Consider the following 22091-nt stretch of genomic DNA (forward strand, 5'->3'; position numbering starts at 1 on the left):
GGAGCCACTGGGTTGTTGTGCAAGTGTCTGGAACGCAGCAGCACATCAGCACTGGCGGGATGGCCAAGCGGGGCTGACTGGAGATGTCCTGCGCCCAAGCCTTGCCAGACAAGCCTGGACATCCCGGTCCACCGTTCGTGATGCTTGGCACGGACCATGCATAGAGTAGTACGAAATGAATGAACGCTCGAAGCAAATCAATGCGAGCGTCGTGTCGAAACTTAGAAAGGAGAATCAACATGACCCAAGGGTCGAATGTCGGTGAACGGCTTGCCGGAAGTGTGTATGACATCGAGTTGAAAACCGACGTGCTGGTGATCGGAGGCAGCCTGTCGGGCAGTTGGGCGGCACTCGCGGCGGTGGAAGAAGGCGCAAGCGTGATTGTCGCGGAGAAAGGTTATGCGGGCGCGGCGGGCCCGATCGCTGCAGGCAGTGTCGGCGCTTACTTCATCAAGCCAGACGATCCGATCCAGCGCGATGCGATGGTCAACGCCCGCATGGCGCTGGCGTTCGGCCTGGCCGATTCGCGCTGGGGCGAGCGGATCCTCGACCAGAGCTACCGCAACCTCGAGAAGATGGCGCAATGGGGTTACAAGTGGCCGCGCATCAAGGACGGTCGCGAGAAGCGCGGCGGCATCACGCCGAACGTCCTGGCCTTCCTGCGCCAGCGGCTTGAGAGCGTCGGCGTGCAGATTCTCGATCACAGCCCGGCGCTGGAGTTGCTAGTCGATGAGGACGGCGTGGCGGTGGGCGCTGCGGGCGTGAACCGTCATACGGGTGAGACCTGGCGAGTGCGGGCAGGGGCCGTGGTGGTGGCGACGGGTGGCACGTCATTCCTGTCGAATATCGCCGGCACGCGCGGCAACACGGGTGATGGTTATCTGCTGGCTGCCGAAGCGGGCGCCGAGTTCTCCGGCATGGAGTTCACCGGGCAGTACCACATCAAGCCGTATGACGGCACGCTCAGCAAGGGCGCCTATCGCGAAGGGTCCGGCACGCTCTTCGACAACAACGGCAAGGAAGTTTTGTTGGGCCGGGGCGTAGTGAACGCGATCCTCGATACGGGCGCGGCCTGGGACACGTTCGCCAAGGTCGAGAACCCCGAGGTTCAGGAGCTCGTGCTCAAGAGCCACTACGTCAGCACCCAGTTCTTCGAGGATGCCGGCATCAATCCGTTCAAGGAGAAGTACCGCGTCGACTTCGTTTGCGAGGGCAGCATTCGTGCAACCGGCGGCCTTGCGATCGATGATGAATTGTCGACCACGGTACCAGGACTATTCGCCTCGGGGGACGTCACCAGTCGCGAAAAGACCAATGGCGCGGGGCCTCCGGGCGGTGGTCCGGCAGCGGGCTGGGCGATCGGCGCGGGCACGTATGCGGGCCAGGCGGCGGTGCGTTTTGCACGCAAGGTGGGTCCGGCCGCGCATTCGCGTAGCGCACGGCCGGTGGGTGGCGCGGGCTTGCGGCCGAAAGGCGCGCCACGCCACGACATCGCGCTGAAGGACGTCGTGACACAGGTGCAAGGGGAGATGCTGCCGCTGGATCGCAACTTCTACCGTCATGGCGACCATCTGAGCGCGTCATTGCGCAAGTTCGATGGCCTTTGGCACACCCTGCGCGAAGGGCTCGCTGCGGCATCCGGCAGCGACAGCCGCGCTGCCGCACGCAACGCGTTGCGCGCGCGTGAGACCGTTGCATTGCTGGCCGCGGCGCGCTGGATGAATGCCAGCGCACTGGAGCGGACCGAGACCCGCGGGCTGCATCGGCGCAGCGATTTTCCGAAACTCGACTCGGCGCAGCGGCATCACCTGATTTCGGGCGGCCTCGATAAGGTTTGGGTTAGGCGCAAAGCGGTCGACCCGACAGCAGTGTTCCCGGAGGGACTCGCAGCATGATCGAATTTATCGCTGATGACATATGCAATGGTTGCGGCAAATGCGTCGAAGTCTGCCCAACCGACGTGTTCGAGCTGGTGCCGGGCAAGCCGCCGGTCATCGAACGGCTCGACGATTGCCACAGTTGCCGCCAATGCGCGCTGCATTGCCCCGGATCGGCAATCTACGTCACGCTGCTGAACAAGCCGACGCGGAACCTGGACCGCAAGGCGGTGATCGCGGCAGGAAAGCAGAGAGCCTACGCTGATTGGCTCGGCTGGAAAAACGGTCAGCCGCCGGGAGGCGATTTCAATCCGGCGAGCGAGTTGCTGCGCGAGAAACGCGGCGAGCGCATTCCGGATCCGAGCGACCGGGTGCGCCGACAGCTCTACGAAGCGAAGGACCGGAACTACATCTAAGAGATAAGAAAGGGCGGACTTCCGGGCCTCCCTACCTTCCATCTTCAAAGGCAATACCGATGCAAGAGAGCGAGCTCAGTTTGACAGAGGCGGGTGTCGGACGATTCGACCGACGTGCCATTAGAGGACCATCCATGCGCACGGTGAGCGACGCGGTGCAGTTGCCACTGCCGTCGCTTGGGGGTGCTTCGATGGCTGGCGCGAAACCGCTCGTGCTCGATGTGGATAAGCTTCGCATCAGCTATGAAAATCAGCAGAGCGGAGAGGTGACCGATGCCGTGCGTGACGTTAGCCTTGGGATTCGTCACGGTGAATTCGTTTCCATCGTCGGCTTGAGCGGCTGCGGCAAGTCTTCTTTCCTGGCCGCCGTAGCGGGCCTCATTACGCCTGCGTCGGGACGTATCTCAGTGGAGGGCCGGGACGTGTGGGGCCCGGGTCCCGAGCGCGCGGTCGTGTTCCAGAAGGCCACGCTGCTGCCTTGGCGCACGGTGCTCGACAACATCACCTACGGCCTCGAACTGCGCGGGCTGTCACGCAAGGAGGCGCGCTTGCGCGCTGCTCCGGTGATCGACCTTGTGCAATTGCGCGGCTTCGAGCGCTTTCATCCGGGTGAGTTGTCCGGCGGCATGCAGCAGCGCGTGAATCTCGCTCGCGCGCTCGTGACCGGGCCGCGCCTTCTGCTGCTCGACGAACCGTTCGCGGCGCTCGATGCGATCACTCGCGAGACCATGCAGGACGAGTTGTTGTCGATCTGGAATGCCACGCGCAAGTCCGTGCTGATGGTTACGCACCAGATCGAGGAGGCGGTGCTGTTGTCGGACCGTGTCGTCGTGTTTTCCGATCGGCCTGCCCGAGTCGTCGCCGAAATCCATATCGACTTGCCGCGTCCACGCACGCCCCAGGTCAAGCATTCGCGGCGTTTCGATGCCCTCAGCGAGCAGGTGTGGGAATCCATTCATCGCAGCGCCACGCGTGCAGGCCTCAAGCGGGAGGGACAATATGCCGTCTAACTCCACGCTCTTTCGTCGCCGCAAGCGCCTGCAGGCGTTCGGCAACATCGCGCTGGCCGCGGGAGTATTCATCGCGCTGCTCGGGTTGTGGGAGTTCGCCGCCCGCACGAACCTGGTCGACCCACTGTTCTCCAGTTCGCCCTCGCGTATCGTCACGGCCAGCTCGGAGATGCTTCGCGGCGGCGACCTGCCGCGTAACCTGGCCGCCAGCGCACAGGTTTTCGGGGTTGGCTTCGGGCTGGCGGTTGCGTTCGGGGTGCCTATCGGCGTTCTGCTTGGGTGGTTCAAGCCTGTCAATCGCGCGTTCAGCCCCCTGGTGTCCGTGCTCTATACCACGCCGCACATTGCGATGATGCCGTTGTTCATCATCTGGTTCGGCCTGGGGCTTGGCTCGAAGGTGGCGCTGGTGTTGCTGAGCGCGATTTTTCCGCTGATAGTCAATATGCAGGTGGCCATGACGAATATCGATCGCGAGTTCACCGCGGTCGGACGCGCGTATGGCGCAACCCAGTGGCAGTTGTTTCGCACTATTGCGCTGCCATCGTCTGTGCCGTTTCTCCTGACTGGTCTGCGCCTCGCCGTTGGCCGCGCATTGCTGGGCGTGGTCGCGGCTGAAGTGTTCGGCGGCTCGACAGGGATTGGCTACATGATCGAATACGACGGGGCGACGTTCAGGATCGACGACGTGTTCGTCGGCGTGGTCATCATCGCCGTCTTCGGTGTCGTGATGAATCGCGCGCTTCATTATCTGAACCGCAAGGTTGATGGCTGGCGCCTGAACGACGCCTGAGCCAGATTTGAGCGGCGCAACCCACTATGAGAATCAGCGTGATATCCAAGACGAAGCTGTTGGCCACATCGATATTAATTTCGGTTTCCTTATGGCCGTTCGCCACTCGCGCCGCGGATGCGCAGGCACCGCTTACGACCATTCGCTTCAGCGAGTTGGGTGTGTCGCTTGGTGACCTGTACCAGCAGATGGCCATTGATCACGGTATCTATAAGGCGCAGGGCATCGACCTGCAGATTGTCCTTTTTCTGCGCGGCGGCCCGGAATCGATCGCAGCCGCGGCCAGCAATCAGGTGGACATGGGCAGCGTCGGTACGCCGATCCTGACCGGTATCAGCCGCGGACTGCACCTCAAGGTGGTCGGCGCGCCGGCATACCGGGCTCAGCCGTTTGTACTGGTGGCACGTCCCGAGATTTCGAGCGTCGCCGAACTTAAGGGCCGCGACGTGGCGTTCGGCGAGGCGGGCGGTGGCGCCACGGAGGCTGCCGCCTACATCTTCAACGCGGAGAAGGTCGATATCAATTCGGTCAGAAATGTGGGGGGCGGGTCGACCGCCACCAGTTACCTGGCGCTGAAGGCTGGGCGCGTAGCGGCCGTGATCATGACCGAGCCCAATGTCACGCAGGCGCAGTACGATCATATCGGCCACGTGCTGGCGCGCGGCGAGGACTACTTCGGGCGTTACGAGCACAGCTATATTTTCGCTACCCAGGCGTTCATCGATGCGCATCCGGATGCGGTGCGGCGTTTCTTCATCGCGAACCGCGAGGCGATCCGTTATGCACGGACGCACCAGGACGAACTCATCGCGCTCGCCAAGACCAAGCTGAATCTCAGCGATGCCGTGATCCGCGCCTCGCTCGCACGTTTGCTGCCCCGCTGGGACGACAGCGGCGCGATCGACCCGCAAGGTTTGCTCAATGCGGTGAAGATCGTCCAGCAACTGGGCGATATCAACAAGGATTACCAACCGTCGCTCGCGCAAATTGCCGATCTGCGCTTCGTAGCGCCTGATTCGGCGCCGACGGTTGCGTTCGAGGCGCCCGGAAAGAGCGCGGCGCCGGCGCGCTGAGTGACGCTCCCATGAAACTTTTTCGCGGCCTGCCGGACAGTACGCAACGCGTGCCGAGCGTGTTGACGATCGGCAAGTTCGATGGCGTGCATCGCGGACATCAGGCCTTGCTCTCCCGCGTATGCGAGAAAGCCGGGGAGATGGGCGCGGCGGCGACGGTATTGACCTTCGAGCCGCATCCACGCGACTTCTTCGCGCAGCGGGAGCATGGCGATACTGTCCGAGCGCGCTGGGCAGTTCCGCGCGTGGCCAATCTGCACGACACGCTCGAAGCGCTTGCCGGGGCCGGAATCGGGCGCGTGATCGTGCATCCATTCGACGCGCACTTTGCGGCGATCCGGGCGGAACAGTTCATCCACGACATCCTGGTGCGGGGACTCGAGGTCAGGTCGATCCTGGTCGGTCATGATTTCTGTTTCGGCGCGGGACGCAATGGTGATCTGGCCATGCTGATACGCGCGGGAAAACGGCATGGTTTTGACGTGCATGCAATCGACCCGATTATGCAGGGCAGCGTGCGCATCTCCTCGTCCGGCGTACGCGAGGCGCTGGCACATGCCGATTTTCCGCTTGCACGCGAACTTTTGGGCCGTTCCTACGCGGTGTCGGGACGGCTGGCGCCGCTCGATACGTGCGATGCACGATACGGCTTTCCGGAGTTGGAGTTTATCGGCCTCGAGCGCAGCGCGCTGCCCGCAGGAATTTACTCGGTATACCTGCATACCCAGGCAGCATTAGCGGTGGCCGCCACGATCCGCGTGAAGCACGATGCGAAAGCGGGCGCGTCAGCCCGCCCGCGAGTGTGCCTGACGGCGCTAACGCGAGAGAGTTGGCCGGCTCACCTGTCGACGCGCGAGCGCGTGCGGGTCGAGTTCGTCTCGTTGCTGAACAAGGAAACCGCTCTGCTCCCACAGCATCTGCGGGCAGGCGTTGTCGCTTGAGCGCGCGCCGCTGAGCACCGACGTGGCGACTTGACAGCATCAGTGAGGAAGAGCGGATGCGATCGAACAGGCGGTCAATCCAGAGGATGTCTACGGTCAGTTCGTAAGGAGAAAACGATGGCGATCAATTCACTTTTGCAATTCAGGCGTCCCACGGACGAGGCCACCTACGACGTCAGCCACGTAGCTGACGTGCTCGTCATCGGCGGCGGTCCCGCCGGCGCCTGGGCCGGCCTTGCTGCGGTGCGCGCCGGCGCGCGCGTGGTGGTCGTGGACAAGGGATATCTCGGCACATCCGGCACTCAGGCCGCGGCTGGAACCGGCGCGTACTACATTAAGCCCGATGACGCCGAGCATCGGCACGGGATGATCAACGCGCGCCTGTCCATTGCATTCGGTTTTGCGGAAACGGCCTGGATAAAAAAAGTGTACGACCAGAGCTTCATCAATCAGGATCTGATGTCCCGCTGGGGGTATGCGTTTCCGAAGACCCAGGACGGCAACCAGGAGCGCTGGGGCGGAATGCGCGCCGGAGATGCGGTCCTGTTCCTGCGCAAGCAATTGGAGAAGCACGGCGTCACGATCCTCGATCACAGCCCCGCGCTCGAATTGTTGTTGAGCGATGGTGTCGCGGCGGGTGCAACCGGCGTGAACCGCAAGACCGGGGCGAACTGGATTGTGCGTGCCGGCGCGGTCGTGCTGTCAACCGGCGGCACGGCGTTCAGGTCGGGGATTGCCGGAGGCAACAACAACACGGGCGATGGTTATCTGATGGCGGCAGAAGCGGGCGCGCAGTTCTCAGGGTTGGAGTTCAGCGGACAGTACGGCATCGTGCCAAAAGGCAGCGCCTGTTCCAAGACCGCGGTGTACGGTAGTGCAACGATGTCCGACGCATATGGCAACGAAGTGTCGCGCGGCAAGGGCTCGACCATGGCCGAAATCAAAACGGGCCATCTCTACTGCAAGCTGGACAAGTATGACGAGCGGGGGAGGCAACGGATCCAGGCTTCGCAGCCCATGACGTTCCAGTATTTTCAGCGTTATCTTCCAATCGACCCGTTCAAGGATAACTATGAGGTCGAGCATATCCTGGAAGGCACGATCCGCGCATCGGGCGGCATTGAAGTGAGCGCCGGCGCGGCGACGACGGTGCCAGGATTGTTTGCCGCTGGCGACACCACGTTACGCGAAAAGCTCATGGGCGCAAATCAGTCCGGCGCCGGACCGGCTACCGCCTGGGCCCTGGCATCCGGATCGTGGGCGGGACATTCCGCGACCCTCTTCGCACGCCGGTTGGGTGAGGCGGCCTCGACGCGCAAGCTGAGCGTTCCGAGCGGTGGCGTGGCCGCCGGGTTGCGTCCCGCACAGCGATATCGCGAGGATCTTGACGTCAACGCCGTCATCACCGGCGTGCAAGAGGAAACCTTGCCGGTCGCCAAGTTCTATCGCCGAGATGGCCAAGTCATGCAGGCGTCGCTGGCTAAGCTCGACGGACTATGGGCCGATGTAAGCGCGAGCCTCGCGGCCGATCCGCAACTGCAGGGTGCCGCTTACGCCCGCTCGCTGATTCGCGCACGAGAAGCGGCGGCCATGGTCGCGACCGCGCGGTTGATTTTCACGAGCGCTCTCGAACGAAAAGAAAGTCGCGGCCTGCATCGCCGCTCGGACTATCCGGCGATGGTCGATGGGCAGTACAGCCATGTGGTGGTCGGCGGTGTCGATCGCATCTGGGTCAAGCGAAAGGCGGTGCTCAACGCCTATGTGGAGGCGAAGGCGTCGTGATCGAACTCGTCCTGGAAGATCGTTGCTCGACGTGCGGCACCTGTGCGCAAATCTGTCCCACCGACGTGTTCGACTGGACCGAGGGACAGGCTCCTATACCGCACGTCAGGAGGAGTGCCACACATGCTACCTGTGTGAGGCGCATTGCCCGTCTGATGCGCTTTTCGTCGGTCCGTTGCGCACGCGTCGCGCGGTGACACGAGAAGAGGTGCTGCAGTTGAACGTACTTGGTAATTTTCGGCGGGCCTTGGGCTTCGACCAACACGAGCCGGGAAGCTACGCCTATGGCGAGCCGCTGATCACCGTCGACGGCCCGGAGGCCGCCGTGCCGCAGCGGCGTGAGACGAGCGGCCCCAATGCGGCGATCTATGCGGCGCCTGCCGTAGCGGCACGAAGCGGCCTGGTCGATATCAGCAAACGCGAGCCGATCAAGCAGGAGGTCTTGTTCTGACCGTATGAGGTCGGCAGCTCAGGGTATTGAGACTCCACTCCGAGATTCCACGCTGCTCAGGCGACGCAAGGGTCCGTTGCGAGAATGTCTGGGTGCTTCTCCAGAAGCTGAACTGCGAGGCGGGGCCCTGCCGCGTCATATTTCCCTGTTCTTCCTTCGCCACAGAACCCCGACAAGACGTGCCGTCGGATGTAGCGGGCGTGAGGATCGCCGGATTGACTGGACCTCGCTACTGTGCGAGCTGATCAGCACATAGCCGATCGCACCAACACTTAACAATGCACCGCCAACGATGAAGCTCCGACGTCCGGTCGATTTAGTATTTTGTTCGGAGGTGCCGAATCCTTGGGATGACTACCACACGTCGGTTGATTCCTTCGAGTTTCTGGTAGGAGCGTGGACACGCGTGTCGGCGTCTGCTTGAAATGCATTTCCGTCAACGCAACGAGGCGCGACGGATGACAAATGTAAACCGGACGGGGAACGTTGACATATCCCAACGACAGATTCGTGAGAAAAATATGACACGGGCATCGCAAGCGCTGTGCGGAAGCTGCACCGAAAATCAACGACTCTGCTTTGATCGATATCAGAAAATCTTGGTTGGTCGGATTTATCGGCGTGTTTAGACTCCATTTCATCTTGTCATAACAAGCCGAAATGACCGCTCCCACTGCCACTCTGCTGCCGCTATCAGCGGCACCGCTATACGCCCGGTTAAAGGAAATGCTGCGCGCCCGCATTCTTGACGGGACGTATCCGCCGCACGGGCAGATGCCCTCCGAGCACGAGCTCTGCGCAATGTTCGAAGTCAGCCGCATCACGGTTCGCCAGGCGCTTGGCGATCTGCAAAAAGAGGGGCTGCTTTTCAAGATTCATGGTAAGGGGACGTTTGTTTCAAAGCCCAAAGCCTTTCAAAACGTAACGTCGTTACAAGGCTTTGCTGAAGCAATGTCGTCGATGGGATATGAAATCATCAATCAGTTGCGCACGTTCAAGGTAGTCAAGGCCGATCGCCACGTCGCGAGCCGTCTGAAGATTGCCGAGGGATCGGGAGTGGTTGAAATCCATCGAGTCCGGCTGCTCAACCGGGCGCCCGTTTCGCTGGAAATCACCTACGTTCCCGAGGCGCTTGAAAAGCGCCTGTCGAATGCCGACCTCGTGACTCGCGACATCTTCCTGATCCTTGAGAACGACTGCGGACTTGCGCTCGGTCACGCCGATGTATCGATCGACGCGATTCTCGCCGACGACGAAATCGGCGCCGCGCTGCAAGTAGAGGAGGGCAGTCCGGTGCTGAGGATCGAACGCCTCACCCACTGCGCGGACGGGACGCCTATCGACTATGAATACCTTTATTTTCGGGGCGATGCATTCCAGTACCGGATGCGTATCGACCGGGAAAAGAAACGCAGGAATGCGAGGAAAGCGCGATGAATACACATGTTCTCGAATATGACGTCGTGGTGGTGGGCGGCGGAACGGCGGGACCCATGGCCGCCGTGAAAGCGAAGGAACGCGATCCGTCGCTCAGGGTGCTGCTGCTGGAAAAGGCCAACGTCAAGCGCAGCGGCGCAATCTCCATGGGCATGGATGGACTCAATAACGCGATTGTTCCCGGGCACGCCACGCCCGAGCAATACACGCGGGAGATCACCATCGCGAACGACGGTATTGTCGATCAGTCGGCGGTGTACGCCTATGCGCGGCATAGCTTCAAGACGATCGAGGAGCTGGATCGCTGGGGTGTGAAATTCGAGAAGGACAGCACGGGTGACTACGCGGTCAAGAAGGTGCATCACATGGGTTCTTATGTGCTGCCCATGCCGGAAGGGCACAGTATCAAGAAGGTGCTTTATCGTCAGTTGAAACGCTCCCGTGTCGCCATCACCAACCGGATTGTCGCGACACGGCTTCTGACCGATGCAACGGGACGGGTCTGCGGTGTCATGGGCTTCGACTGCCGCACTGCCGACTTTTATATCGTTCGTGCGAAGGCTGTGATCCTGAGTTGTGGCGCCGCGGGTCGGCTGGGATTGCCGGCATCGGGATACCTGATGGGCACTTACGAGAACCCGACCAACGCAGGTGACGGCTACGCCATGGCGTATCACGCTGGCGCTGCGCTTTCCAACCTCGAGTGTTTCCAGATCAACCCGCTTATCAAGGACTACAACGGTCCGGCTTGCGCGTACGTGACCGGACCGCTTGGCGGCTTCACGGCGAACGGAAAGGGCGAGCGCTTCATCGAATGCGACTACTGGAGCGGCCAGATGATGTGGGAGTTTTACCAGGAACTGCAAAGCGGCAATGGGCCGGTGTTCCTGAAGCTCGATCATCTGGCAGAGGAAACGATCAAGACGATCGAAGACATTCTGCATACCAACGAGCGTCCGAGCCGCGGGCGTTTCCATGCAGGACGAGGGACGGATTACCGGCAGCAGATGGTCGAGATGCATATTTCGGAGATCGGCTTTTGCAGTGGGCATAGCGCGTCGGGCGTGTATGTCAACGAGCGCGCAGAGACTACGGTGGCGGGTTTATATGCAGCGGGCGACATGGCCGCGGTACCGCACAACTACATGCTCGGGGCGTTCACTTACGGCTGGTTCGCCGGATGGAACGCGGCCGGCGACGTCGCGGGCCGCGAGTTGTCGCCGCTAGACGATGAACAGGTTGCAGCAGAGCGGCAACGCATCTATGCGCCACTCGAACGCGAATCCGGGCTTGCGCCGGCGCAGGTCGAATACAAGCTGCGGCGCATGGTGAACGATTATCTGCAGCCACCCAAGGTCACGCGAAAGATGGAGATCGGGCTGCAGCGGTTCAAGGAGATCAGCGCGGATATCGGCGAGATGAAAGCTGACAATCCGCACGAACTGATGCGCGCAGCAGAGGTGCGGGCGATCCGCGATTGTGCGGAAATGGCCGCACGTGCGTCGCTCTTCAGGACCGAAAGCCGCTGGGGGCTTTATCACCACCGGGTGGATTATCCGCAGCGTAACGACAGCGAGTGGTTCTGCCATACGCACCTCTACAAGGATGAGTTCGGCAGGATGACGAGCGTGAAACGCCCGGTCGAGCCCTACGTGCTTCCGCTCGACAACGACGAAAGCAATGCCTATCAAAAGTTGCGCATCGGCGAGCGTGTGTCCACGGATGCAGCCGTGCCGGAATCTGCCTGAACGGAGCCTCCATGTCCTATACGACCCATGAAATTTTTCAGCGCAGCACGGCGCCCGTCACCGTCGATGAAGACAAATGCATCGCTGACAAGGGCTGCACCGTCTGTGTGGATGTGTGTCCGCTCGACCTGCTGGCTATTGACGTCTCCAAGGGCAAGGCCTACATGAAGTTCGATGAATGCTGGTACTGCATGCCGTGCGAACAGGACTGCCCGACCGGTGCGGTCAAGGTCGAGATTCCTTATTTGCTGCGCTGACGCGGTGTTCAGAATCGCGGCGTACCCACTCTCTACTCGGGGTTGAGCAATGAACTGTCGGAAACTGATTCGCGCTTCCATAGCGCTTACGTTCGTCATGGCGTCATTAAGCGCGCGGGCGGAAACCATCCGCGTGGCTATCGGCACGCAGGACACCACGATCAATTGCGCAACCGGCGGCCTCATGATCCGGGAGCTGCATCTGCTCGATAAATTCCTTCCGCACGATGGAAAATACAAGGACGTCCAGTACGACATCCAGTGGAAGGACTTCACATCCGGTGCGCCGCTGACTAACGAAATGGTGGCGGGCAAACTCGATTTCGGCGCGATGGCGGACTTTCCCGGCACGCTCAACGCGGCAGCATTCAAGAAAGCGGGTAAGAAGAGCGAGTTCATCACGGTCTTGTCCGGGAGCACTGAGGGCAGCGGCAATGGCATTGTTGTCCCGACCGGGTCACCGATTCGTTCTCTTGCCGACCTGAAGGGCAAGACGATCTCCGTGCCGTTCGCATCGACTGCGCACAGCATGCTGCTCCGTGCGATCAAGGCGCAAGGCTGGGATCCGGACACCGACGTCAACATCATCACGCAAGCGCCGGAAGTGGCGGGCAGTGCGCTGAAGGCGCACAAGATTGACGCGCACGCCGACTTCGTTCCGTTCGCTGACCTGTTCCCGTACCGCGGCTTCGCGACCAAGATCTATGACGGTTCACAAAGCCACGCACCGACCTTCCATGGCGCGCTCGTCGACGCGGACTACGCAAAGAAGTACCCGGAAATTGTTGTGGCCTATTTGCGCGCGACCATCGAGGCAAATCGCCTGATGGCGCAGGATCCGGAAAAGTACAGCCTGTTGATCGAGAAAGTGACGGGCATTGAAGCACCGGTCGATTACCTGTATCACGGGCCGCTCGGCTTGCAGACCCGGGACCTGACCTGGAAGCCGGAGTATCGCCAGGCAGTGGCGAGCGCGATCGACACACTCAAGCTGCTGAAAAAGACCGACGTCGAACTCGATGCGAGCAGCATTATTGACGACCACTTTATCCGCGAGGCGTTCAAGCAGTCAGGCCTCGACTACGACGCCGCGCTAAGGAACAACGCGAAGCAGCCGTTGACGGCCAATGACGCGCAAACGGGCAAGCGGATCACCGCTTTCAACGATGTCGCGCAAGTGTGGGTCGAAGGTGAAGACCCCGTTCGCAGTTACGCGCAACCGCAAGAAGCTTTCAGCGCGCAGGAAGCATTGACGAAGGAAGGCAAAACCGTGCGCGCGGTGTTTGTGCAGGATCACGCGAGCGGGCTGAAGCTATTGGCCGGGCAAGCCTGGTATGTCCGCTCGGGCAAGGGGCAGATTGCAGCCTTCCTGCTGCGCGCCAGTGCAGATGATTTCGCAAAAAAGGTCAGCGGCCAAGTCTCGGACTATGCGTCGGTTCGCGCTGATGCGGCTCAGGCCGTGGCCGCACGCTGACGCGTAGCGGGTCCGACGTGTTCTACAGGAAATCGATAATGGCCACTTCGTTCGAAAGCACCGAAAGCCGCGACTTGCCGGCGCTTGACCGAGCGCGTTCGTCGGCGGTGTCTGAGGTGTCGAACCGCACGCCTGTCAGCCGTTCGATCTGGCGTTGCGCGTCACTTGTCGCCTGCCTCGGTCTGTGGCAGATCGCGACGCAATACAAGATCTCGCTCGGCTTCGTGACAATGGCGAATGTGCCCGCACCGACGGATGTCGCGCAGGCCTTCTGGCACCTGTTGCATTCACCCAAGCTGCCGATGCACTTGTTCGCTAGCATCGTGCGGGTGCTGGTTGGATTCAGCGCGGCGGCTATGGTGGGAGTCGGATTTGGCTTGGCCATCGGCCGGTATCGCGCGTTCGAAGATTCGGTGCTGCCCTCGCTGGAAGTGCTGCGGCCCATTCCTGCCGTAGCATGGATTCCGTTGGCGATCCTGATGTTTCCATCGTCGGAGATGAGCATGATGTTCATCACGTTCATTGGCGCGCTGTTCCCCATTTTGCTCAATACCATTCACGGCGTGGAAGGTATCGACCCGCGCCTGGTCGCCACCGCGCGAAGCCTTGGCACGATACGCTTGTCGCTATTCAGCGAAGTGATTGTGCCTGGCGCGGCTCCGGCCATCCTGACGGGTTTGTCTATCGGCATGGGCACTGCGTGGTTCTGCCTGATCACGGCCGAGATGATCGCGGGACAGTACGGGATCGGCTATTTCACGTGGGAGTCGTACACCTTGCAAAACTATGCGGATATCGTCGTCGGCATGCTGCTGATCGGCGCGCTTGGCATGGGCAGCAGTGTGCTTGTCAAGAGACTCGGGCTGGTGCTGATGCCGTGGTACCGGCTGAGCGAGGCACGTCGATGAGTACCGTATCAAGTAACGTGTTGACCGGAGCGACCCTGGGTCGTGTGGATGTGCGTTCTTTGAGCGTTGACGTGGGCTTGTCGAGCGAACGATTTACGGCGCTGGACCATCTGGATTTCACTATCGTGCCGGGCGAATTCGTCTGTGTGCTTGGACCGTCTGGTTGCGGCAAGTCGACCTTGCTCGGCGCTGTCGCGGGACATGTGACCGCAACCCGCGGCGAGATCGCGGTCGATGGCGAACGGGTCGCTGGCCCGCATCGAAACCGTGGTCTCGTGTTTCAGCAGCACACGTTGTTTCCGTGGAAGCGGGTGATCGACAACGTTGCGTTCGGACTGAAGATGAGTGGGCTCGGCCTGGAGGAGCGGCATCGCGAGGCGCGTGCGCTGCTCGAACTTGTCGGCTTGCAGGGATTCGAAGCGCGTTATCCGGTGCAACTGTCGGGTGGCATGCAGCAGCGGGTGGAGATTGCGCGCGCGCTGATCAACCGGCCGCACATCCTCCTGATGGACGAACCGTTTGGCGCACTCGACGCGCAAACGCGCCGGATGATGCAGAGCCTGTTGCTCGATGTGTGGGCGCGCATGCGCACGACGGTGATGTTCGTGACTCACGACATAGACGAGGCGTTGTTCCTGGCCGATCGCATTCTCGTGCTGTCGCGCCGGCCCGCGCGAATCGTCGCCGATATCGTGGTGCCGCTCGCCCGTCCACGCAATGACGAGAGCACGGTCGCGGCCGAGTTCGTCGACATCAAGCGCCGTTGCCTTGCGCTGCTGCGCGAAGGGACCTGATCTTGCGTTCCACGCAATCCCGATTGTTCAATGCTTCAAAAGAAAACTTGGCCCATGACTGCTTTCTCTCCGCTGACTTTCGACCCCGACGCACTCGATCCCGAAGCAACGGTCCTGCTGCCGCGCCTGTCCGATGCCGACCCTGTGGTCCGCCGCATCGCGCTCCTTGAACTCGCGGATCTGGAGGATGAGAACCTGTTGCCGCCGATTGTCCAAGCGCTTCGCCATGACGATTCGGCTGATGTCCGCCGCGAGGCGGCGCGTGTGCTGGCGGCCTGGGAAGGAGCGGAGGTTGTCGACGCGCTGTGCCAGACTCTTCTCGACCTCGATGAAGCGGTGCGCCTCGCGGCGGCTCAAAGCCTCTCGGAACTCAAGGAAGTGACTTCTGGCCACGTGCTGCTCGAATGGGTCGCCAATCCAGACTCGTTTGTGCAGGCCGCGATACTCCGTGCATTGCGTGAGTTGCGGCTAGCCGATGCCCTGGACCCCGCTTTGCGAGCACTCTCGCATCCGCTGGCGTCGGTGCGTCTGGAGGCCGTCGGCGTCGCAGGCTGGCTCAAGGACGAGCGCGCACTCGCGCAGCTCGCCCAGGTAGCCGCAGGGGACGCCGATCCCGACGTGCGCCGGGCCGCAGTGGGTTCTTTGGGACTGGGCTCGGAGCCTGCGGAAACCATCGTCGATGCGTTGCTCAGTGCGTTGCGCGACGACGCCTGGCAGGTGCGTGAGGAAGCCGCCGCGACGCTTGGCAAGCTGCGCGCTGGCCAAGCCCGCGACGCGTTGATCGCGTCGCTCGACGATCCTTACTGGCAGGTCAGGCTGAAGTCCGCGCGAGCGCTCGGACGGTTGCGTGACCCGGGCGCGGGAGCCGCGCTTGGCCGGCTGCTGTCGCATTCCATCAGCAATCTGCGCAAGGAAGCGGCGCTTGCGCTCGGCGAACTCGGCGACCGTAGTTTGCTGCCGGCCCTGCAAACGGCCCAAGGCGACCCTGATCCGGAAGTACGCAAGGCTATTCGCATCGCGCTGCAACAGATCGAAGGTCTTCCGGCATGAACGTACCCGAACGCATCGACCTTGATTCGCGGGCGCATACTCTAACGCTCCACTGGCCGGACGCGCCGGCGCAGTGTCTCAGTGATGCGGCCTTGCGCCGTGAATGCCCATGCGCGGCGTGCCGTCGCATTCGTCTCACTGCGGGTTTCGTGCAGGCAGCCGAGGACGTCAAAGTCGTGGACATTCATTCGATGGCGTATGGCGTGCAACTCATCTTCAGCGACGGTCACGGGCAAGGAATTTTCCCTTGGCAGTTTCTCGAAGAACTTGGGACAACTTTGGAATGACACGCGCTCTCGGACACCTTCTGGTTGACAGGCTCTCGGTCGAATTCGCGCCACGCGCGGGACGCTGGCCGTGGCAGCGCGCAGGCGTAGCGACGCGAGTACTCGACGACGTTTCTATAGAAGTCGCGCCTGGTGAATTTGCCGTCGTGGTAGGGCCCTCAGGGTGTGGCAAGTCTTCGCTGCTCAACGCGGTCGCTGGATTTCAGACACCAGCGTCCGGCAGTGTCAGCATTGACGGTGAGCGTGTGATATCGCCGGGAGCCGATCGGGGTGTCGTGTTCCAGCAATATTCGCTGTTCCCCTGGATGACCGTACGTTCGAATGTCGAGTACGGCCTCAAGCTAAAAGGCGTGCCGTCGGCGCAACGCTTGGAACGCGCCCGCTCGTTACTGGCGATGGCCGGGTTGTCGAACATCGAGACGTATTTCCCCGAGCAGCTTTCGGGCGGCATGAAGCAGCGCGTGGGCATTCTGCGCGCGCTGGCGACCACGCCGCGTATTCTGTTGATGGACGAGCCGTTCGGCGCCCTTGACGCGCAGACCCGCACGATCATGCAGCAGTTGCTGACGACCATGTGGCGCAAGCTGGACTTGTCCGTACTGTTCATTACGCACGACATCGACGAAGCGGTGTTCCTGGCCGATCGAATTTATGTCATGACTGCTCGTCCAGGACGCATCAAGGAGATTGTGCCGGTACCGCTTGCCCGTCCGCGCAATGAAGCTACCCTGGAGTCGATGGAGTTCTTCTCGATCCGGTCCCGGCTGCTTTCGCTGATCCGGGAGGAAAGTCAGAAAGCATTCGAGACGGAGGCTCAGATATCGCTGCCGGGAACGGCGGTAGGCGAGGGCATTGAGGCAAGTTCATCGTCGATCCTGACAACGACGCTTGACTGACGCACCGTTTCTCGCGACAAATGCTTACTGTCCCGCTTTAAAGCAATGACACCTGTACCAACGCCATCGGGAAATTTAATATATGTTCAGTATCACAAAACAATTGTTCGTCTCGGGAATTTTAATCACCGCTCTGCAAGTGACGGGCAACGCGGCCGAGACTGTTCGACTCGCTCAAAATCTGGCTCCTATATCCGGCCTCGTGATCATTGCGCAGGAACAGCATTTCTTCGAGAGGAACGGCCTCGATGTCCAGGTCAGCAACTTCAGCAGCGGCCGGCAGGCACTGGAAACCGTGCTTGGCAACGGCGCCGATGTGGCCACCACCGCCGAAGCGCCTATTACGGCGGCGGCGCTCGCCGACCAGAAGATCGCACTGCTCGCAAGGATGGAATATTCCGACGACAAGACGCTTACCCGCAGCGCCGCGCGGATCACAACGCCAGCCGATCTCAAGGGCAAGCGCATCGGGTTTTCGGCGGGGACTGGCAGCGAAATCTATACGGGCATGCTGCTCAAGCGCGCAGGACTAACCCCGGCGCAGGTTCAGTTGGTGAACCTGCGTCCTCAGGACATGCCGGCTGCGCTCGCCGGGGGCAGTATCGACGCTTACAACAGCTGGGAGCCGTTCATCGCGAACGGCAAGAAAGCGCTCGGTGACGCTGCCAGGGAGCTTCCGGCCAAGGGCGTCTACGCCGAGACGTTCAACCTTGTCGTTCAGCAAACTTATCTGCAGGCGCATCCCGCAGTGGTGGTCGCGTTCCTGCGCTCGGTCGTCGAGGCCGAAACGTGGCTGAAGGCGCATCCCGATGATGCCATCACTTCCATCGCGCAGGCGACCCATATGGAACGCGCCGATCTTGCCTCGATCTGGCATGACTACGTGTTTGATGTGGTGCTCGACCAGCGTACGCTCGACACGCTCAAGCAACATGCTCAGTGGCGCCTGGCAAGCGGCAACGCGCCAGCCGGGGCGACGCTCCCGGATTTCCGCAACATCATTTTCAGTGCGCCCCTGGCCCAGGTGGACAAGACGCGGGTCCGGCTGCCCGCAGCGTCGGAATAGGCCGCGGATAACCGGGATGAAACACGCTCCATTTGCCGCGAAATTGATTTCGCTGCCCTTATTCTTGCTGCTATGGCAGGCGCTGTGCCAGGTGGATCTTGTCAATCCTCTGTTGTTTCCTCCGCCGACGCGCGTGATTGCCGCGTTATATCGCTATCTCGGTGCAAAGGAAGGATGGACTGATATTGGCGCTAGCGTCGAGCGAGCAGTTATCGGTTACGCGGCCGGCGCGTTGTCCGGTATCGCGATCGGCTTGCTTAGTGGTTCGAACCGTATTGCGGCGGGGTTGCTCACCCCCGTGTTCCAATTGCTGCGCCCGGTCCCGCCAATCGCTTTCGTGCCGATTGTGATCGTCTGGTTCGGACTGAGCGAACTGGGGAAGTGGTTCCTCGTGTTCTGGGGCGTGTTTTTCACCGTGTGGCTTGCTACGCATCTCGGTTTGCAACGCGCAAATCTTACCTATGTGCGGGCGGCGCAGGCACTGGGTGCGACGCGTCGCCAGGTGTTGTGGACCGTGCAGTTACCCGATGCACTGCCGTTTGTGTTTGTCGGGTTACGCACCGCGATCACAATCGCCTTTTATGCGCTGGTATCGGCGGAGCTGGCGGGTGCGTACGCGGGCGTCGCCTACCGTCTTGAGATCACGCAACAGAACCTGCAGATCGCCACGATGATGGCGGGATTGCTGGTCCTGGGATTTTTATCATCGCTGGCGGATCGTCTTTTCGAGATGATTTCGCGCCGTGTCGTTCACTGGTCTTCCTGACTCTTCCCGCCCCGAGCCTTTAATGCATTCTTCGTCACTGAGCCTCGATTTCAACAGCCTGAAGCGCGCCTACGCCGATGGTTCCTGGACGCCGTCGAGCGTAATCGATGAGGTCTATGGACGGCTGGCACATCGTGCCGGCGATCACGTCTGGACCCATGTGGTGCCGCGCGAGGTTGCATTGGCCGCTGCGGCCCGGTTCGAACGCTCGCGGGCCGGCGGCTCGAGCTTGCCGTTGTACGGTATCCCGTTCGGGGTGAAAGACAACATCGATGCAGCCGGATTGCCGACGACCGCAGGATGCCCCGCGTTCGGCTATGAAGCCACACAGTCGGCGGTTGTTATCGAGCGTCTCGAGGCCGCGGGTGCCATCCTGATCGGCAAGCAGAGCATGGATCAGTTCGCCACGGGTTTGGTCGGCATCCGCTCATTGTCAGGCTACTGCCGCAATCCGTTCGACTCCCGCTACATCCCGGGCGGTTCGAGTTCAGGCTCGGCGGTCGCTGTCAGCACGGGCCAGGTCTCGTTCTCGATCGGGTCGGACACCGGCGGCTCCGGTCGCGTTCCAGCGGCGCTGAACAACATCGTCGGGTTGAAGCCGACGCCGGGGCTTGTCAGCATGCGTGGATTTGTCTATTGCAACCGTAGTTTCGACGTCGCGCCGGTATTCGCGCTCACCGTGCAGAACGCCGCCGATGTGCTCGACGTCATTGCCGGATCCGATCCGACGGATCCATTCTCGGTCGACCATCCGTCAGCCACAGCGCATCGTGGAACGACGCCCTTGCGCTTTGGCGTGCCACACGCCGAAGACCTGAAATTCTTCGGCAATGATGCGGCCCATTCGTCGTATCTTGCATCGCTCGACGTGCTTCGCTCTCTAGGGGCGCAAGAAGTCCGGATTGACTACAAGCCGTTCGTCGACGCTGGCCGGCTTGTGTTCGGGAGCGCATTCATCGCCGAGCGCTGGCTTACGTATCGCGACGTGATCTCCCGCTATCCCGACTCGGTTCACCCGGCGGTGCGCGCGTCGATCGAGGCGGCGCAAAACTACAGCGCCGCCGATGCGTTCCAAGCGCTCTACACGCAGCGAACGCTGACGCGCTACGCGGCGCAGCTGTTTCAGACTATCGATTTTCTTGCGCTGCCTACTGTCCCGACCATTTACCGTTGCGATGACGTCGAGCGGGACCCGCAAAGCCTGAATGCGAACATGGGATATTACACGTACTTCGCGAATCCGCTCAACCTGGCGGCAATGAGCGTGCCGGCCGGTTTTACGCCGGACGGCCTGCCTTTCGGCTTGTCGCTGGTCGGCCCCGCATTCAGCGAACGCGCGCTGGTATCGACTGGGCGTCGAATCGAAAAGGCGATCGCGGGATCGCTTGGAGCGACCGGTTTGCATGTAGCACCCAATCAATACGATTAGTCGGGCAGCTTCACCACTGACGCGCGGGTCTTGCCGACGGCGTTTAACGACATCATGGAGCTCGCGAAGCGCACGCCGGCAGACCATGTAAACACGCTGCCGGAATGTGGCCCGGCCAGACGCGAAGGCGTTTTCAGAATCACCGACGCGGTGAACTCAAGGTCCCGACTGCGAGCACGATGAAAGTCAGGATGTGCACTCGCTCAAGGGGGTATAGAAATGGTGAATTGGGCGGATGGGGAAATAGCATTTCGCCGGGGCGAAAAAATGAACTATCCATACAAGTCGATCGTTTACCTGAACAAATCAGGAGCGTCGCGACTTTCTCGCTACGCGTCGCCTGACCGGTGTTCTCAGCGACTGCGGTGCTTCATTGGCAAGCATTCGAGATCTTGCGTTTTTTACACAAAGGGCTAAGAGGGCAGTTCAAAAAGAGCTCGGAAGGGCTGTTTACTTTTCCACGAAACGGTTAACCTTGGATACCTGAACAACGGATCAAGGAATGCCGGCACCTATCATCGATGACCAATTGTGGGCACTGATCGAACCGCTACTTCCACCGCCCAAACCGCGACGCCAGCGATACCCTGGAAGGTTGCCGGTCTCGGACCGTGCAGCACTCAATGGCATCCTGCTTGTGCTGAAGACAGGAATGCGATGGAACCATCTGCCGACCCGGTTGGGCTTCGGCTCTGGAGCGACTTGTTGGCGTCGGTTGCACGACTGGCAGCAGGCCGGGGTGTGGGACAAGCTGCACGGGCTACTGCTCGACAAGCTGCGCGAATCTGGCCAGCTCGATTTCTCATATGCGGCTGTCGATTCATCGTCCGTGCGAGCCGTTGGGGCGGGCCAAAAACTGGGCCAAACCCCACCGATCGCGCACGACCAGGGTCCAAACACCACGTCCTCGTAGACGCGAACGGCGTTCCTGTCAGCGCGATCGTGACCGGCGCGAACCGCAATGATGTCACGCAACTGCTGCCGCTGGTCGACGCTATCCCGCCGATTCGCGGCACACGCGGCCGACCGCTTCGCAAACCCAAGGTCATCTACGCCGACCGTGGCTATGACTCCGACTCGCATCGCCGCCAACTTCGCGAGCGTGGAATCAGACCGGTCATCGCCAGGCGCCGCACCGAACACGGCAGCGGTCTCGGCAAGTTCCGTTGGGTCGTTGAACGGACTCATTCGTGGCTCCATGGTTTCCGGCGTCTTCGCATTCGCTTCGAGCGCCGATCTGACATTCACGAAGCATTCCTCAAACTAGCCTGCTCACTCGTCTGCTGGAACATCTTCAGCCGAACTGAGCAGCCTTTTTGAACTGCCCTCTAAGTTTTCAGCTCCCGTTTCAGATCGGGGCAACCGGCGGCTATGCTGTCAATGCATTTAGACAACCGTCATCAGTCGTGTGGTGCAGTTTTGCTGGCACGTGTTGATGTCCGGGAATGTCCGACTTTTTTCGCGGTAGCGCGCACATGGATACCTTACATCATGCTCCGGGTACTTTGCACCCATCGTTCATACCACCGAAGCTGGTGCCTGAATTGCTGGTCGCGGATTTAAATATACGCCTGTGGCTCTGGCGGGATCTCTGCAGCTTCGCGGTCGTAGCTGGATAACGGCTTGCGCTGGAGACACT

Annotated in this window: 23 protein-coding genes and 1 pseudogene; all 24 read left to right on the plus strand. The window is 61.1% G+C overall.

Annotation, left to right across the window (positions count from 1 at the left end; genetic code table 11):
• Positions 1 to 239 precede the first annotated feature (239 nt).
• The 24 genes and pseudogenes from ACRWA7_RS06755 (at position 240) to ACRWA7_RS06870 (ending at position 21772) form a co-directional block, all read left to right on the plus strand.
• A complete protein-coding gene (locus tag ACRWA7_RS06755; protein WP_438392004.1) occupies positions 240 to 1895 on the plus strand; it encodes an FAD-binding protein in 1656 nt (551 codons plus the stop codon).
• Positions 1892 to 1942: pseudogene (locus ACRWA7_RS06760) on the plus strand (hypothetical protein); the annotation flags it as partial. The gene ACRWA7_RS06755 and the pseudogene ACRWA7_RS06760, both read left to right, overlap by 4 nt.
• A gap of 18 nt (positions 1943 to 1960) precedes the next feature.
• On the plus strand, positions 1961 to 2293 hold the full coding sequence (locus ACRWA7_RS06765; RefSeq protein ID WP_438392826.1) for a hypothetical protein: 333 nt from the start codon (positions 1961 to 1963) through the stop codon (positions 2291 to 2293).
• A 134-nt stretch (positions 2294 to 2427) separates the two neighbouring features.
• A complete protein-coding gene (locus tag ACRWA7_RS06770) occupies positions 2428 to 3303 on the plus strand; it encodes an ABC transporter ATP-binding protein (RefSeq protein ID WP_438392005.1) in 876 nt (291 codons plus the stop codon).
• Complete coding sequence (locus tag ACRWA7_RS06775) at positions 3293 to 4093, plus strand: ABC transporter permease (RefSeq protein ID WP_438392006.1); 801 nt, start codon at positions 3293 to 3295, stop codon at positions 4091 to 4093. Before ACRWA7_RS06770 ends, ACRWA7_RS06775 begins: the two co-directional genes overlap by 11 nt.
• 161 nt (positions 4094 to 4254) lie before the next feature.
• Positions 4255 to 5166 carry an ABC transporter substrate-binding protein gene (locus ACRWA7_RS06780; protein ID WP_438392007.1) on the plus strand — a complete coding sequence of 304 codons (912 nt, stop codon included), beginning with the start codon at positions 4255 to 4257 and terminating at the stop codon, positions 5164 to 5166.
• A gap of 11 nt (positions 5167 to 5177) precedes the next feature.
• Positions 5178 to 6107: an adenylyltransferase/cytidyltransferase family protein gene (locus ACRWA7_RS06785; protein ID WP_438392008.1), complete on the plus strand. Its 930-nt coding sequence runs from the start codon at positions 5178 to 5180 to the stop codon at positions 6105 to 6107.
• Between the two features lie 117 nt (positions 6108 to 6224).
• The gene (locus tag ACRWA7_RS06790; protein WP_438392009.1) at positions 6225 to 7889 is read left to right on the plus strand and encodes an FAD-binding protein; all 1665 of its coding nucleotides are present in this window, start codon (positions 6225 to 6227) and stop codon (positions 7887 to 7889) included.
• Positions 7886 to 8086 carry a 4Fe-4S binding protein gene (locus ACRWA7_RS06795; protein WP_438392010.1) on the plus strand — a complete coding sequence of 67 codons (201 nt, stop codon included), beginning with the start codon at positions 7886 to 7888 and terminating at the stop codon, positions 8084 to 8086. Before ACRWA7_RS06790 ends, ACRWA7_RS06795 begins: the two co-directional genes overlap by 4 nt.
• Positions 8083 to 8340, plus strand: coding sequence for a hypothetical protein (locus ACRWA7_RS06800; protein WP_438392011.1), 258 nt, complete (start codon positions 8083 to 8085; stop codon positions 8338 to 8340). Before ACRWA7_RS06795 ends, ACRWA7_RS06800 begins: the two co-directional genes overlap by 4 nt.
• 660 nt (positions 8341 to 9000) lie before the next feature.
• The gene (locus ACRWA7_RS06805) at positions 9001 to 9777 is read left to right on the plus strand and encodes a GntR family transcriptional regulator (RefSeq protein WP_438392012.1); all 777 of its coding nucleotides are present in this window, start codon (positions 9001 to 9003) and stop codon (positions 9775 to 9777) included.
• The gene (locus ACRWA7_RS06810) at positions 9774 to 11525 is read left to right on the plus strand and encodes a fumarate reductase/succinate dehydrogenase flavoprotein subunit (RefSeq protein WP_438392013.1); all 1752 of its coding nucleotides are present in this window, start codon (positions 9774 to 9776) and stop codon (positions 11523 to 11525) included. Before ACRWA7_RS06805 ends, ACRWA7_RS06810 begins: the two co-directional genes overlap by 4 nt.
• Before the next feature lie 11 nt (positions 11526 to 11536).
• On the plus strand, positions 11537 to 11782 hold the full coding sequence (locus tag ACRWA7_RS06815) for a 4Fe-4S dicluster domain-containing protein (RefSeq protein ID WP_299716525.1): 246 nt from the start codon (positions 11537 to 11539) through the stop codon (positions 11780 to 11782).
• Between the two features lie 49 nt (positions 11783 to 11831).
• The gene (locus ACRWA7_RS06820) at positions 11832 to 13256 is read left to right on the plus strand and encodes an ABC transporter substrate-binding protein (RefSeq protein ID WP_438392014.1); all 1425 of its coding nucleotides are present in this window, start codon (positions 11832 to 11834) and stop codon (positions 13254 to 13256) included.
• Between the two features lie 38 nt (positions 13257 to 13294).
• Positions 13295 to 14164, plus strand: coding sequence for an ABC transporter permease (locus ACRWA7_RS06825; protein WP_438392015.1), 870 nt, complete (start codon positions 13295 to 13297; stop codon positions 14162 to 14164).
• On the plus strand, positions 14161 to 14958 hold the full coding sequence (locus tag ACRWA7_RS06830; protein ID WP_438392016.1) for an ABC transporter ATP-binding protein: 798 nt from the start codon (positions 14161 to 14163) through the stop codon (positions 14956 to 14958). The genes ACRWA7_RS06825 and ACRWA7_RS06830 overlap by 4 nt, the downstream gene beginning before the upstream one ends.
• 54 nt (positions 14959 to 15012) lie before the next feature.
• Positions 15013 to 16008, plus strand: coding sequence for a HEAT repeat domain-containing protein (locus ACRWA7_RS06835; RefSeq protein WP_438392017.1), 996 nt, complete (start codon positions 15013 to 15015; stop codon positions 16006 to 16008).
• Positions 16005 to 16295: a gamma-butyrobetaine hydroxylase-like domain-containing protein gene (locus ACRWA7_RS06840; RefSeq protein WP_438392018.1), complete on the plus strand. Its 291-nt coding sequence runs from the start codon at positions 16005 to 16007 to the stop codon at positions 16293 to 16295. Before ACRWA7_RS06835 ends, ACRWA7_RS06840 begins: the two co-directional genes overlap by 4 nt.
• Positions 16292 to 17191 carry an ABC transporter ATP-binding protein gene (locus tag ACRWA7_RS06845; RefSeq protein WP_438392019.1) on the plus strand — a complete coding sequence of 300 codons (900 nt, stop codon included), beginning with the start codon at positions 16292 to 16294 and terminating at the stop codon, positions 17189 to 17191. The genes ACRWA7_RS06840 and ACRWA7_RS06845 overlap by 4 nt, the downstream gene beginning before the upstream one ends.
• Before the next feature lie 82 nt (positions 17192 to 17273).
• Positions 17274 to 18257: an ABC transporter substrate-binding protein gene (locus ACRWA7_RS06850; protein ID WP_438392020.1), complete on the plus strand. Its 984-nt coding sequence runs from the start codon at positions 17274 to 17276 to the stop codon at positions 18255 to 18257.
• A gap of 16 nt (positions 18258 to 18273) precedes the next feature.
• Entirely contained in the window at positions 18274 to 19023 is a 750-nt protein-coding gene (locus ACRWA7_RS06855) for an ABC transporter permease (RefSeq protein ID WP_438392021.1), read from the plus strand.
• A gap of 22 nt (positions 19024 to 19045) precedes the next feature.
• On the plus strand, positions 19046 to 20452 hold the full coding sequence (locus ACRWA7_RS06860) for an allophanate hydrolase (RefSeq protein ID WP_438392022.1): 1407 nt from the start codon (positions 19046 to 19048) through the stop codon (positions 20450 to 20452).
• A 502-nt stretch (positions 20453 to 20954) separates the two neighbouring features.
• Positions 20955 to 21365: a transposase gene (locus tag ACRWA7_RS06865; protein WP_438392023.1), complete on the plus strand. Its 411-nt coding sequence runs from the start codon at positions 20955 to 20957 to the stop codon at positions 21363 to 21365.
• Positions 21275 to 21772 (plus strand): IS5 family transposase, encoded by a 498-nt coding sequence (locus ACRWA7_RS06870; RefSeq protein WP_438392828.1) that lies wholly within the window; start codon positions 21275 to 21277, stop codon positions 21770 to 21772. Before ACRWA7_RS06865 ends, ACRWA7_RS06870 begins: the two co-directional genes overlap by 91 nt.
• Positions 21773 to 22091: the final 319 nt, after the last annotated feature.

The organism is Caballeronia sp. DA-9, from assembly GCF_051615025.1.
GTDB lineage: Bacteria > Pseudomonadota > Gammaproteobacteria > Burkholderiales > Burkholderiaceae > Caballeronia > Caballeronia sordidicola.